Annotated in this window: 12 protein-coding genes; 5 read left to right on the top strand and 7 right to left on the bottom strand. The window is 58.5% G+C overall.

Translation table 11 applies throughout. The features are described 5' to 3' along the window. The first annotated feature begins 43 nt into the window (after positions 1-43). Complete coding sequence (locus VC35_RS00150; RefSeq protein ID WP_046037028.1) at positions 44-1,069, top strand: AraC family transcriptional regulator; 1,026 nt, start codon at positions 44-46, stop codon at positions 1,067-1,069. Between the two features lie 59 nt (positions 1,070-1,128). Here the strand turns inward: VC35_RS00150 and VC35_RS00155 are convergent, their stop codons facing one another. The 4 genes from VC35_RS00155 to VC35_RS00170 form a co-directional block, all read right to left on the bottom strand. Next, positions 1,129-2,637, bottom strand: a complete 1,509-nt coding sequence (locus VC35_RS00155) for a multiheme c-type cytochrome (RefSeq protein ID WP_046037029.1) — start codon at positions 2,635-2,637, stop codon at positions 1,129-1,131. A 449-nt stretch (positions 2,638-3,086) separates the two neighbouring features. Next, positions 3,087-3,545 (bottom strand): MarR family winged helix-turn-helix transcriptional regulator, encoded by a 459-nt coding sequence (locus VC35_RS00160; RefSeq protein ID WP_008051025.1) that lies wholly within the window; start codon positions 3,543-3,545, stop codon positions 3,087-3,089. A gap of 127 nt (positions 3,546-3,672) precedes the next feature. Continuing rightward, positions 3,673-4,125, bottom strand: a complete 453-nt coding sequence (locus VC35_RS00165; protein WP_046037030.1) for an Ohr family peroxiredoxin — start codon at positions 4,123-4,125, stop codon at positions 3,673-3,675. Positions 4,126-4,712: 587 nt separating this feature from the next. Further along, entirely contained in the window at positions 4,713-5,363 is a 651-nt protein-coding gene (locus VC35_RS00170; RefSeq protein ID WP_080925219.1) for a hypothetical protein, read from the bottom strand. A 732-nt stretch (positions 5,364-6,095) separates the two neighbouring features. On the opposite strand from VC35_RS00170, the gene VC35_RS00175 reads away from it, so the two are divergent. Then, complete coding sequence (locus VC35_RS00175) at positions 6,096-7,511, top strand: DUF2252 domain-containing protein (protein ID WP_046037031.1); 1,416 nt, start codon at positions 6,096-6,098, stop codon at positions 7,509-7,511. Between the two features lie 124 nt (positions 7,512-7,635). Here VC35_RS00175 and VC35_RS00180 read toward each other — a convergent pair whose 3' ends face one another. Beyond that, entirely contained in the window at positions 7,636-8,427 is a 792-nt protein-coding gene (locus VC35_RS00180) for a cysteine hydrolase family protein (protein ID WP_185754719.1), read from the bottom strand. A 194-nt stretch (positions 8,428-8,621) separates the two neighbouring features. Between VC35_RS00180 and VC35_RS00185 the strand changes: the two genes are divergently transcribed. Beyond that, positions 8,622-9,035 (top strand): helix-turn-helix domain-containing protein, encoded by a 414-nt coding sequence (locus VC35_RS00185; RefSeq protein WP_046037032.1) that lies wholly within the window; start codon positions 8,622-8,624, stop codon positions 9,033-9,035. Between the two features lie 30 nt (positions 9,036-9,065). On the opposite strand, the gene VC35_RS00190 is transcribed toward VC35_RS00185, so the two are convergent. Next, a complete protein-coding gene (locus tag VC35_RS00190; RefSeq protein ID WP_311132819.1) occupies positions 9,066-9,761 on the bottom strand; it encodes a tRNA (adenine(22)-N(1))-methyltransferase in 696 nt (231 codons plus the stop codon). Positions 9,762-9,872: 111 nt separating this feature from the next. After that, entirely contained in the window at positions 9,873-10,829 is a 957-nt protein-coding gene (locus VC35_RS00195; protein ID WP_046037034.1) for a threonine dehydratase, read from the bottom strand. A 96-nt stretch (positions 10,830-10,925) separates the two neighbouring features. Here VC35_RS00195 and VC35_RS00200 point away from each other — a divergent pair, with 96 nt between their 5' ends. Together VC35_RS00200 and VC35_RS00205 are read left to right on the top strand one after the other, a co-directional pair. Then, complete coding sequence (locus VC35_RS00200) at positions 10,926-11,747, top strand: helix-turn-helix transcriptional regulator (RefSeq protein ID WP_046037035.1); 822 nt, start codon at positions 10,926-10,928, stop codon at positions 11,745-11,747. A 165-nt stretch (positions 11,748-11,912) separates the two neighbouring features. Then, positions 11,913-12,584 carry an eCIS core domain-containing protein gene (locus VC35_RS00205; protein WP_259674414.1) on the top strand — a complete coding sequence of 224 codons (672 nt, stop codon included), beginning with the start codon at positions 11,913-11,915 and terminating at the stop codon, positions 12,582-12,584. Positions 12,585-12,589: the final 5 nt, after the last annotated feature.

Consider the following 12,589-nt stretch of genomic DNA (forward strand, 5'->3'; position numbering starts at 1 on the left):
GCTCCTCAGGACACAATCTTGTGAAATTGGGACACGGGGACGCATGTATACCCTGACGCGAAGTGCCAGCCTTACCGCCTATGAGCAGGTTGCCCGCTCAGTGGGGCTCGATCCATTTCGCATGCTGCGGCTGGCCAGGTTGCCGACCAGTGTCCTCGACGATCCGAACATCATGATCAGCATCGATTCGGTGGGTTGGCTGCTGGAGGAGTCAGCCCGCCTGTCCGGGCAAGAATCCTTCGGATTGTTGCTCGCGCAAACGCGGCAACTGTCCAACTTCGGCATGCTCGCGCTGCTCATCCGCGAAGAACCGACACTTCGCGCCGCCTTGCAATCCTGCGCGCGCTACATGCGGTTGCATAACGCCGGAGTGGAGTTGCGACTTGAAGATGCAGGCGACCTGGTGCTGCTGCATGTGGGTGTGAATATGCAGGGTGGTCACGGTGTCTGGCGCCAGGCCATCGAACAGTCGACGGGCATTGGATTGCGGACCTTGAGCGTGCTCACGGGCAATACGTTCCGCCCGGTAAGGGTCAGTTTTACCCACGAACGTCCTTCCAGCCTTGAAGTGCACCACCGCGTGTTGGGAACAGCGATCGAGTTTTCCCAGGAATTCAATGCCATCGTTTGTCGGGCCCGCGATCTGGACATGCCAATCCCTGCGGCTGACCCTGCGTTGCATCGTGAGGTGAAGCGATCGCTGGACCTGCAGTTGGCTAACCTGCGCGACGAACCGACGCAGCGGGTACGCCAGATCGTCAAGATGCTGCTGCCAGGCGGACTGTGTTCTGTCGATGGGGTGGCCCAGCATCTTGGCATGCATCGACGCACCCTTAACCGACACCTGGCGGCCGAGGGAGAGAGTGTCACAACGATCATCAATGCTGTTCGTGCTGAACTCGCCGAAGAGTATCTGGCCAACAGCAAACGCCGACTGTATGAGGTGGCCGAACTTCTTGGCTTTTCCTCGGCCGGTGACTTTTCACGCTGGTTCCGCAGCCAGTTTGGCAAGACACCCTCGGCTTGGGCCGCCTCCTGCCGGGAGAGCAAGGCGACACCTGCGCATTAACCCACCTGCCATGCTCCAATCCGAGACGCGTTACCTGTTCGACGATGGCAATGACGTGTTCATTCTTTGTAGTAAGCGCTAGCGTCGTCGAGTTTCAACTTCGCGGGTACCGCCTGCTTCGCCGTTTCGGATCCGGTCGACAGGGGTACGCTCTGCGTGACGTTGGACATCCGGGTGATTTCCACCTGCACTTTATCCTTGCCGAGCAGGTAGTCGGCCAGTTTCTGGGAAAACGGCCAGTAGTTCAGATCGGCTGTCAGGGTCAGCGGCCCGACGGCGTCGGCCGGCACCAGGAAGGAGAACTCCCCGATATCGTAGCCCTTGGGCAGAATGCGGTTGTCCGAGAGAATCTGCGTGGCGTTCCAGACCTCGACGTCCAGCGGATTGCCGTCCTTGTCGCCTATGTGCACCTTGAAATTTCGTGTGTTGACCTCGGTCTTGCCGTCCTTGATCGAACCCAGGCGATAGATCTCGCGACCACTGGCATCCTGCACCCGAAAATCGATCCACATCTCCCGACCCTCTGGAAAGCCGGTCGGCAGCTTGTGCCCGGCGCCGACGTTGGTCACTTTGACGGCTACCGAGGTGTATTGCCCGGGCGTCATGGCTGTCGGCACTTGCTCGAACTTTATGTCCCCGGCGCGCGTGAGCATGTCGCGTGCGCGTTGCGCGCCCTCCTCCTGACCGAGATGCTTGAGCATCATCGCGTTGGCCCCGCTGAACCAATGCGAGGCGACCTCCTCGCGGTCAGGCCCCATGATCGCGGCCTTGCCCGCAAACCCCGGCATGTGGCAACTCTGGCAAGTCACATTGTTCAGGCTGTAGGTGCTCTCCTGCCATTCATCGTAGGTGCGCTCCACCGCCACGCTGCTGAAGGGGTGCGTGACGTTGTGGCAGGTGCCGCAAAAGTCCGAGCGGGTGTGCAGAGCGGAATACACGGTGTCGTGATAAGGCGAAACGGCATCCCGGCGCGGGCCGAACTTGGTCGGTTTGCCGTGTGCTCGCGGGCTCAGGACATAGGCGCCGTTGTCGAGGCCCGTGCGGGCACTGATGTTGTGGCAGGTCTCGCAATCGACCCCGGGCATCGGATGGTTCTTCGCACTGTCTTCAATCGAGGAGCGGTTGACTTGCGAAGTGATCTGCCCGGTCGTGAGACCGATCGGGGTATGGCAGCCAGTGCAGAAGTTATCGACCTTGCCCTCGGTGGCTGAACTCGCACGCTTGAGCAAGGCCCGATAGATGGGTTCATCCCAGGCCTGGGACATCATCGACGAGCGCCACTGCTTGTAGATCTCCGTGTGACAAGCGCCACAGACCTGGGCATTGTCAAAGTCCTTCACATTCAAGATCAGGTTGCCGGTGGTGTTGGCCCGATGGGGAAAGAACGGCATCCCGCCAATCACATGCATGAGCCTGGAGCGTGCCGGCTCCACCCACTTATCGTTACTTTGATTGTCATTGCCCTGAGGTTCGTCGGCCGCCACCAGCGTTACCGTGAGCAGGCAAACCATCGTCCATGGAATGATCAAGGCCGAAAACGGGTGCAGCGCTGGCTTGGAGTGCTTCATAACAACTTCCCCTGGACAGTTGCAGAGGATGACTGCGGCACTTCCATTGAGTAGCCAGGGGTATTTCGTGATGCAACCCAACGGTTACATCAATCACTCAATGGGGGGTACTTACAGCTCCACGGCGTCCCGACACCTTTCATGAACGGGATACCCTCGCTCAGCAATTACCCTGCCATCGATGTAACAATACTTGTCGGCACGCCTGAACGCCCCGCAAACATTGCTCGAAATTAGAAATTCCCGAGCTGATGGAGACGCGAATCCTGCTGGGGAATCGCGCCCATTAGCGGGGGGAATTCACGCCGAAATCGGGGGGATTCAGATCAATGGCCAGTCCTGCGGTACAACCGCCGCACAACATCCGATAGCCGTATTACCCTGCGCAAAGGGTTTCTGCGCACAGTGCACCTCGCAAATCCGGGGCCACTCACTTTACTGGATACGACTTACTCTCTGTCCTTGGTCGACCGGATGAGACTGCCCCGTAACTTCACAATCGCCTTCTGCATCTGCACGAAGTCGTCGGGGTCAAGTCCGGTTTGCGGGAAGCCGTCTTCGGTGAGGCCTTCACGTAGTTTTCGCCCCTCTTTGGTGAGACTGATCCGCACCTGGCGTTCGTCTTCCGGGTCGCGCTGGCGCAGCAGATAACCCATCGCTTCCAGCTTCTTCAGGATCGGCGTGAGGGTATTGGATTCGAGAAACAGCTTTTCGCCGAGGCTGCCAACGGTCTGGTTGTCTTCCTCCCACAGCGCAACCAGGGTGATGTATTGCGTATAGGTCAGGCCGAGCCGTTCGAGCATCGGCTTGTAGGCCTTGCCGAAGGCCAGGTTGGTGGAATAGACCGCAAAACACAGGAACTCGGAGAGTTTGAGATCCAGGGCGGATGTCTTGTCGGTGTTTTTCATGGGCGTTCTCTTGGTTCAATCTGGCGAGGCTGAAACTATACGTCGTACGCGATGGTATCGGTAGTGCGTATAAACACCGACGGCCGGCTCACCGGGAAGATCCCCGGTGAGCCGGCCGTGCAGTGGGTTATGCCGTCAGGACGTTGATGTCGACATCAATGTTGCCGCGTGTGGCCTTGGAGTAAGGGCAGATGGAATCGGCGTTGTGGGCCAGTTCAGTCGCCACCCCTTGGTCAAGCCCCGGCACTCGCAGGGTCAGTCGGGCCTGGAGGAAGTAAGCCGCGCCGGTCTGGCCCAGATCGACTTCAATGTCGACGGCGGTGTCGGTCGGCAGTGTCACTTTCATCTGCTGGGCGGCCAGCCCCACCGCTGCGATATAGCAGGCCGACCACGCTCCGGCGAACAGTTGCTCGGCTTTCGGGTGTGGCTGGACGGCAGTGAGCACATGTGCCGGTGTGTCGCTGCCGGGGGACGACAGCACGATGTCGAGGTTGCCGTTATGGCCGCGCGAGGTGTTGCCTGCGCTGTTTCGAGTGGTGTGGGTTTTGCCGCTGGCCAGTACTTTTTCGATCTTGCTCATGGGGACTTCCTCAGGGCTTTATATTTCGTGCGATTATATCGCATGCGTCGTTTGTGATAATTAAAAGACAACGTTCATCAATTGGCGTGTGCAATGATCCAGTTGTTGCCGTTTTGGCCATGGGAAGCGTGAGCGGTCGAGATAAACATTGTGCGGCTGCTTCCGGTGTTCATGGCTGAATCTCCAAACGGTCAGGGTTGTCGTTATTTTTTATCGCTTTCGATCAGATCGCATGCGATGCATTAATACTCAACCAAAGCCCCAATGATGTCAAAGCCTATTTTATGCCTTGGCGATGAGCGGTAGACGCGAGACCAACCCCGCTGCCCTCCTCCTTGTCGAAAGGATGAGGGGCTTCTCAGCGTTTGGGCCGTTGGTTAAGCGCTTCGGATCGCTTTCACGCGCGACGATCAACGCGTTGGCGCTGAAATGAAATGGACGTATTTCACACGAAAAAAACCGGCCATTCGAGCCGGTTTTCTTTGAACTCTGATATCCACACGCACAAAAAACCCCTCACGAGGAGGGGGTCTGATGTTTGAGCGGTTCAGACGGTTTCACCCGCCTCTTCCCGGAATTTCGTCAGCTCAGCGCAGCGCAGGAATACCCGCAAACAGCCACGAAGACTCTTGAACCGGAGTCGCTTCGTTGCGTTTACGCGCCCACTCGGTCAGCGCCACCATCATCGCAAAGCCGAGCACGATCAACACCGGATAGGCCATCAGCAACTCGGTGAGCGAATACTTCCAGGCCAGCGGTCGACCGACACCGAGCATGGCGGCATACAACCAGGACACGCCCGACAGTGCGCCAGAGAACAGGGCAAACATTCGTACATTGACCTTAAGATCAAGCAACGAACTGGCCTTCAACATTGCAGGCAATACGTAGCGGTGCAACAACATGCCGTTGAACGTCAGCAACAATACAATAATAACTTTGGCTTGAAGTTTCGGATTGGCAAAATAGGTCATGCCTTTATCAAGGTAATCAATGCCTATAATCGCAGCTCCGGTGACCCACAAGAATATCAACGCATTGGCAACAGACTTCTGAAGACTGGCCATATGTTCATTATCGTGCCCCGACGACACACGACCTTTCAGTAAGTCCTTGACCATTGCGGCATCGCTGGCGAACACCAGGCCAATCGCTACGCAGCAAGCCAACAGATGAACGTACACAACGCCTAAACGCAAAAACTCCATGGATTCTTTCTGGCCGATCAGGCCGATCATTGTATTAATATCCAAGACTACATCTCCACTTATAGCAGCAGTGCAAATTGACCATGCCCCAGGCATGCGGATTATTGATTCGCACCTGCAAGGTCAAGTTGGCAAAGATTGAAGCAACTAAATAATTTGGTATTACAAGAGAGAGCGACTCGCCCAGCGAGTCAGTGATGACGGCATACTATCACTCCAGGTCTCAGGTAAAAAAAATCCCCATGTGCATTCCATTCAATGCAGATGAGGTATACGTCCATTTTTCTAGTGAGTGCAGCGGGAACCTAAGGATCCGCCTGCTGGGAAATCAGAGCCCAGCATATCCCGATCGTTCATTTTTTGAGCAAAAACATCGACAAACGGTACTGTTTCCAGCACCTGGGAACGCCTGCCTCTTCGGCTGAAACCCGCGTCGCTACGCAGCTGAATCGTTTCCTGTTCCATGCGGGAAAAAAAACCGCTATTGCGCTGAACTTTCGTCGCCAGACCCGACCAGTGGCTCAATTTCCTACCGGTTACCGGCAAGTTCGAGTCGCCTGCAGTCATCCGCAAACCACTTCGAATTGAGCGCTCATTCAGTACTGGCAATACAGCATCCAGAATCGGAGCTGCTACGCTTGAAAAACAGCTTCGACACTTTCCAGGATGCCAGTGCACGCGCGCCCTGGGGGCTGATGGAACAGTCGCATTACCAGATCCTGTGCCCGAGCGAGTCAGACTTCGTTGAGCAAAGGAGTGGACATGCCCCCCCGCAAAAGCAAATCTGCCGACGGCCTGGCAAAGCCATCGGACGACACCGGTGACGATTCGGTCTTTCTCTCGCGCAAGGAGCGTCTGTTCGCAGGCGAGCAACTACGCGAACGCCTGCCGCATTCGGTTCACGCCGAATGGAAACCACCCGGCAAGCGCCGCGACCCTATCGAACTGCTCGAAGAGTCCAACCGCTTTCGACTGCCCAACCTGGTGCCACTGCGCTACGGGCGTATGCTGCGCAGTCCATTCACCTTTTTACGCGGCTCCGCGGGGTTGATGGCGCATGACCTGGCCACGACCCCAACCACTGGCGTAAAGGTGCAAGCCTGCGGGGATTGCCACCTGATGAATTTCGGGTTGTTCGCGACACCTGAGCGCAACCTGATTTTTGACATCAACGATTTCGACGAAACGCTCCCGGCCCCCTGGGAATGGGATGTCAAACGCCTGGCGATCAGTTTTACCGTGGCCGCGCGCGATAACCGACTCAACGATAAAGACGCACGGGACATTGCCGTCAAATGCGCTTGCGCTTACCGCGAGGGCCTGCGCAAATTTTCGAAAATGGGCCCGCTGGATGTCTGGTATGACCGCCTGGATGCCCAAACGATCATCGATATGGCGCCCAATGCCGAGATCAAGAAAATTCGCGAGCAAGTGATCGCAAAGGCCAGGTTGCGTCTCGGTGATTACCTCTACCCCAAGATCAGCAGCGAAGTTGGAGGGCGGCGGCGACTGATCGATCAGCCGCCTTTGCTTTTTCATGTGTATGAAAAGGGCTTCAAGCAGCGAGTCCGTAGCGCATTGCATGATTATCGCTTGTCGCTGCCCCATGAACGACGCGTGCTCTTCGATCGTTACCGTCTCGAAGACATTGCCGTCAAAGCGGTCGGGATCGGAAGCGTGGGGACCTATTGTTTCGTCGGGCTGTTCTTTTCCGCGGAAAACCACCCCTTGCTCCTGCAATTCAAGGAGGCCTGTCCCTCGGTATTGGCACCCTATGCAGGCAACAGCGACTACGAGAACCAGGGGCAGCGTGTTGTCACGGGGCAGCGACTGATGCAGTCCTCCAGCGACATCTTCCTGGGCTGGACACGCGGACAAAATGGCCGGCACTTCTTTGTACGCCAGTTGCGGGACATGAAAATGTCAGCGCCCATCGAAGGCGTTTCCGCGGCACGGATGAAGATGTACGCCGAGTGGTGTGGTCATACCCTCGCCCGTGCCCATGCCAAATCCGGGGATGCGGCGCTCATCAGTGGTTACTTGGGCAAGCTGGACTCTTTCGACCAGGCCATCGGCAAATTTTCCATCGCTTATGCCAATCAAAATGCGAAAGATCATGCTGCGTTGATAGCTGCAGAAAAATCAGGGCGGATCCATGCGCTCAGGGAAGAAGAGTAATGAGGCCGACCCAAGAGCCTATCCATGGCCCTGCGAGCAGCAGAGCCATGGATGGGCCGGATCAGCCGCGAATGAACGTCAGCAGATCCTGTGCGGGTACTCCCCTGTCTGGTCATGCCCAAGGTCAGCGCCCTTCCAGCTTTTTCACGACCTCATCGGTCGTCATCAGGCCGTTGGCGATGTAGCGGAAGTTGACCAGCGCGCTACCGTATCCATCGCCGTCAGGCAGCTTCGGGCCGGCGACGGCGTCACGTACGACAACCACCTCGAAACCGCGCTCCAGAAACTCGCGAAGGTGCGATTCGACGCACAGGTTGGAGGCCATGCCCGCCAGGATGATTTTGTCGACCCGCTGCTTGCGCAGCTGCAGCATCAGGTCGTTGCTTTGCGGGCCATACAACTTGTGCGGTGAGGCGACGAGGGTCTTGCCGTCTTCGATGAAGGGTTTGAACTCCTTCATGAAGTCGGCACCCGAATTGCGGAATCCATCGAGCGTCAGAGCGCCCTTGCGGTCGAACATACCCAGCTTGTGCTGAACGGTCTCCGCTGGCGCCTCAAACTTCCACTGATGATCTTGGGGATAGTAGTAGTGTGGCGAGATGGCGACGGTCGCTCCGGCCTGCTTGAACGCCGTGAAAAGCCGGGTCAGATTTGGCACCAGATTCTGCTCGGTAACGCTCTGGCCGAAGACCGACCAGCCCGCTCCCTCAGGGCTCATGAAGTCGATCTGCGGGTCGATCACGACCAGCGCGGTTCGACTGGAATCCCATTGAAAAGTGGAAGCTGGCAGCGCCGGTTTGGCTGGATCGGCGTAGGGGTTCTCGGCGGCGAAACCGATGCCGGGCGCCATCAGGATCGCCCCCAGCAAGGTGGCGCAGGAGATGAGTCTGGCAGGATGAATTCGGTTGAAGGTCATGTTGCACGTCCGCAATGTGGGGGTGGTGCAATTACGGTACGGCGAGAAGACGGCACGAAATGGACATATATCCCTGGATTTCGGCCGACAAGCCCAGGCACCTTGCATGAGGCGGTTGGGTTCAATGCCCCCACGTGACCTTCCCGACAGCAAGCGCGTACCATGACCCCATTCAGACTGTGGATGTTCCGTGCATGCAGCGTCACATATGTTTCCTGGTCTATCCGGGCTTCGTATTGCTCGATCTGAGTGGCCCGCTCGAAGCCTTCTCCAACGCCAATCGCGCACGCCCTCCCGGCTATCGATTCACTGTCGCGTCCCTTGAGGGCGGATTGATCAGCGCTTCGAGTGGACTGCAAGTCGCGACCGAGGCCTTGCAGGTGGTCGACCAACTGGAGCGCCTGCGTATCGAGTCGGCGCGGCCACTGGTCGAGGACGGCCTGCAGACATTCGAAGAGATCGCCAGGTGCTTCGGATTCGGCGATGCCGACCACATGCTTCGCAGCTTCGTGCGAGTCGTGGGGCGCACGCCACAGGAACTGCGGCGCAGCGCCCGTCAGGCCAAAGGCAATGGTTCCGGGAAAAACGCCGATCCATCGCCCGCGTAATCGAAGACGTTTACAAGTCCCGGACCTGGCTCAAGCCAGCAACTCTGTGATCCACCGGGCCTGCCGCGCGATGTCCTGCACCGTTTCCTCGGGCACGGCCTGCTGCGACTGGGCAAAGTGGCTCAGGGTCTTCTGTTTCTGGCGCAACTTGCGCTGCCACTTGACGAGGAACGCCGGACTGCGGGCCTGCATCTGCAATGGGCCGAAGTACAGCTCTTGGGCGGTGTAGATCACCGGTCCGGAGTGCTCGGCGACGATGATTTCATAGTCGAAACGATTTTCTCGCAGCACTTCCTCGCAGAGGATGCGGTAACCATTGTCCATCAGCCACTGGCGCAGTGGCTGCTCGCCACCGTTGGGTTGCAGGATCAGGCGCTCCTGACCGCTCAGGTACGCCTTGCCGCTGTCGAGGATGTCGCGGATGGTTTCGCCGCCCATGCCGCAGAGGCTGACCGCCGTAATCCCGTCTTCCGGCTCGATTGCCGCCAGGCCATTGGCCAGGCGCACGGTAACTTGCAAATCCAGGCCGTTCTCGCGCACGGTGCGGTTGGCCGCGTGGAACGGCGTCAACGCCACTTCGCCGGCTACCGCCGCCGCGATGGCGCCACGGCGCATCAATGCCACCGGCAGGTAACCGTGATCCGAGCCGATATCGGCCAGGCGCGCACCGGCTGGTACATGTGCCGCCACGCGCTCCAGGCGCATGGACAATGTCTGATCGTTCAACTGCGGCCCCTATTCACCACGAACGTCCGGCGCCTTTGGCCGGATCGGGGCGTGATTCTGCGGAGCAATGCCGTGCATTTCAAATTTATGTGACAAGGGCCATGGCCCCTTTCACGCAATCACTCGTGCATACACCGATCTGTCGACGTTGCCACCGGACAGAATCACCCCCACCCTTCTTCCCGACATGGCTTCACGTTCCGAGATCAGCGCTGCCAGCGCTGACGCACCGGCTCCTTCGGCAAGGTTATGGGTATCGGTGTAATACACGCGCATGGCTTCGGCGATCTGGTCATCGCTGACCGATACGATCCGCGCCGCACCTGCCGCGTAGACGGCAAAGGCTTCGGGAATCGGCTTGCGCACGGCCAGGCCGTCGGCAAAGGTATTGGCCGAGGCGGTTTCGCGAATCGCGCCAGCGTCAAACGACAACTGTGCGGCCGCCGCCTCCGTGGAAACCACGCCAACCACCTCTGTTTCCAGTCCCAGCGCATCGCGGGCGGCGATCACCCCGCAAATCCCCGATCCACAACCAATCGGCACATAAACGGTGTCCAGGTCCGGCGCTGCGGTGAACAGCTCCAGCGCATAAGTGGCGACGCCTTTGACCAATTCGGTGTGAAACGGCGGAACCAGGAACAGGTCATGCGCTTGCGCCAGGCGGGCAGCCTCCTCACGGGCATCATCGAAATCGCGGCCATACTCGACCACTTCAGCACCAAAACCGCGCATGGCGTTGTTCTTTTCTACCGAGTTACCTTGCGGCACGACGATCAACGCCTGCAACCCCAGTGTGCGAGCCGCCAGTGCCAGGCTCTGCCCATGGTTGCCGCGGGTAGCGCTGACAATGCCCTTCGCGCCCGGGTGCTCGCGTTTGAGCCAGCGCATGAACGTGATACCGCCGCGCACCTTGAAAGCACCGGTAGGCGTGTGATTTTCGTGTTTGACCCACACCGTGCAACCCAACCGCTGAGCCAGCAAGGGCCAAGGGTACTGGGCGGTGGCGGGCATGACCTGGTAAACCTGGCGAGCGGCCTGTTCGATATCGTCGCGAGTCAGTCTGTGCATGAGGGGTCCCCCTGAGATTTTGCCCAGTTTGAACAACGGCGCCGTATACCGGCTTTCAAAAAACTGACCTGACTTTTGTCCCCTCTCTTCACTACTATGGTGTCCATGAGTCATCGAAATCGCCCGCCGCCGCCACTGCTGTCCGAACCGGTCCGTCGTATCGAGGCCGGCCCATGGGCGATCGAATTGCTCCCCGGTAGCGCCTACGCGACCCGATATGTCGCGACCCAGGCGGGAATCGGCTTCGCCTTCGACAGCCAGCGAGGCCTGCACGCCATCGGCAGTGACCGAATACGCCCCTTCGATGCCGTACCCAACGGCCTGGCGTTCGTTCCCGCCGGGTGTGACGTGTTGTCCGAATCCCCCCAGGGCGGTGAATATCTGCGGGTGATACGCACCGACGGTATGGCGTTGGTCGGGGATCGTGCCTTCAACAATCGCATCGACCGGCAGGCCTCTGCCCTCGCGTGGCGAATGCGCGCCGCGCTGTTGCTGGCCTCTGTGGAGGACGATTGGGAAGCCTGGGCACTGGCGTTGTCCGAGCGGGCGACGGGTAGCGAAGCGGTGGCGACAGCACCCCATGGCGCGATAACCGGTAGCCGGATGCGCTTGCTCGATGAGTTCATAGATACAGGCCTCGATGGCCCGTTGAGCGTACCGGCGATGGCGGGCCTGCTCGAATTGTCCGAAGGATATTTCATGCGGGCCTTCAAAAACGCCACCGGCAAAAGCCCGCACAGTTACCTGATCGACCGACGCCTAGCCAAGGCCCGCGCCCTGATGCGCGATTCCACCGCCACCCTGACGGAGATCGCCTACGCCTGTGGTTTCAACTCCCAGGCGCACATGGCGACCACCTTCAAGCAACGCCTTGGAGTGAGTCCGGCGCAGTTGCGTCAGTCTTTGGGGTTACGTTAGCGCCAGGTTATCAGCCGGTTTTTACCGATTGGCGACTCAACCGTGCTGCTTTCGGCCAGGCAGGGCCTTACAGGCATTGAGGGAAACGCCCAAAAGAAACTGTGGAACCCAGGGAATCGAACAGTGTCGCAGCGGTCCAACACGCGGCAGGACAATGGGTGCAAGATGCCCAACGTATCGCCTGCCGACCGCCATTGCCCATGGGAGAACCCATTGTCAGCTGTATTTTTGCGTCAAGTTTTCCGGTTAGCGATCGTGCTCTTTTGCGCAGGCACCTCGTCCTCGGTTTTCGCCTGCCCGGCCGGGCAGTCCCAGGTCTGCATGGTCGCTTGTTTTTGTGCTCCAGGTTCCGAAGAGGAAGCGGGATCAATCTTCGACGACATGAACCAGATGGCGGCCTCTGGGTTGCAGAGCTGGATTGTGCAATCGCGCGACTCTGCGGCAACGGGCGATATCCGGCCAATTCCGCTGAATATTCGGGCCCAGCTCGAACCCTGGTACGACATTCAAGTGCTCGATTCGGCGCGCTACAAGGTCGGCGATGATGTGGAACTGAACGCCGCAAACACCATGCTGCAGAATCCCGATATCCGTGCGGTCACCCTTATCGACATCATCGTCTTTCGAAATGCCGAAGATGCACTGAACGATGTCGCGCTGTGGGCACATGAATTGAAGCACGTGCAGCAGTACCAGCAATGGGGCAATCACGAGTTTGCCACTCGCTATACCCGTGATTACGAAGCCGTCGAGGCGCCTGCCTACGAGATTCAAGCCCAGGTCTCCAAAACGCTGCGAGCCAGCCAGGCTCGGGTAGAATCGCCTCGGCTTCCTTGAGTTCA

The sequence above is a fragment of the Pseudomonas fluorescens genome (assembly GCF_000967965.1).
Lineage (GTDB): Bacteria > Pseudomonadota > Gammaproteobacteria > Pseudomonadales > Pseudomonadaceae > Aquipseudomonas > Aquipseudomonas grandcourensis.

Excerpts from the sequence above, each read along its gene's own strand:
- VC35_RS00170 (WP_080925219.1), bottom strand. The coding sequence starts at position 5,363 with ATGATCGGCCTGATCGGCCAGAAAGAATCCATGGAGTTTTTGCGTTTA.
- VC35_RS00200 (WP_046037035.1), top strand. The coding sequence starts at position 10,926 with ATGGTGTCCATGAGTCATCGAAATCGCCCGCCGCCGCCACTGCTGTCC.
- VC35_RS00160 (WP_008051025.1), bottom strand. The coding sequence starts at position 3,545 with ATGAAAAACACCGACAAGACATCCGCCCTGGATCTCAAACTCTCCGAG.
- VC35_RS00195 (WP_046037034.1), bottom strand. The coding sequence starts at position 10,829 with ATGCACAGACTGACTCGCGACGATATCGAACAGGCCGCTCGCCAGGTT.
- VC35_RS00150 (WP_046037028.1), top strand. The coding sequence starts at position 44 with ATGTATACCCTGACGCGAAGTGCCAGCCTTACCGCCTATGAGCAGGTT.
- VC35_RS00155 (WP_046037029.1), bottom strand. The coding sequence starts at position 2,637 with ATGAAGCACTCCAAGCCAGCGCTGCACCCGTTTTCGGCCTTGATCATT.
- VC35_RS00175 (WP_046037031.1), top strand. The coding sequence starts at position 6,096 with ATGCCCCCCCGCAAAAGCAAATCTGCCGACGGCCTGGCAAAGCCATCG.
- VC35_RS00205 (WP_259674414.1), top strand. The coding sequence starts at position 11,913 with ATGCCCAACGTATCGCCTGCCGACCGCCATTGCCCATGGGAGAACCCA.
- VC35_RS00165 (WP_046037030.1), bottom strand. The coding sequence starts at position 4,125 with ATGAGCAAGATCGAAAAAGTACTGGCCAGCGGCAAAACCCACACCACT.
- VC35_RS00180 (WP_185754719.1), bottom strand. The coding sequence starts at position 8,427 with ATGACCTTCAACCGAATTCATCCTGCCAGACTCATCTCCTGCGCCACC.
- VC35_RS00185 (WP_046037032.1), top strand. The coding sequence starts at position 8,622 with ATGCAGCGTCACATATGTTTCCTGGTCTATCCGGGCTTCGTATTGCTC.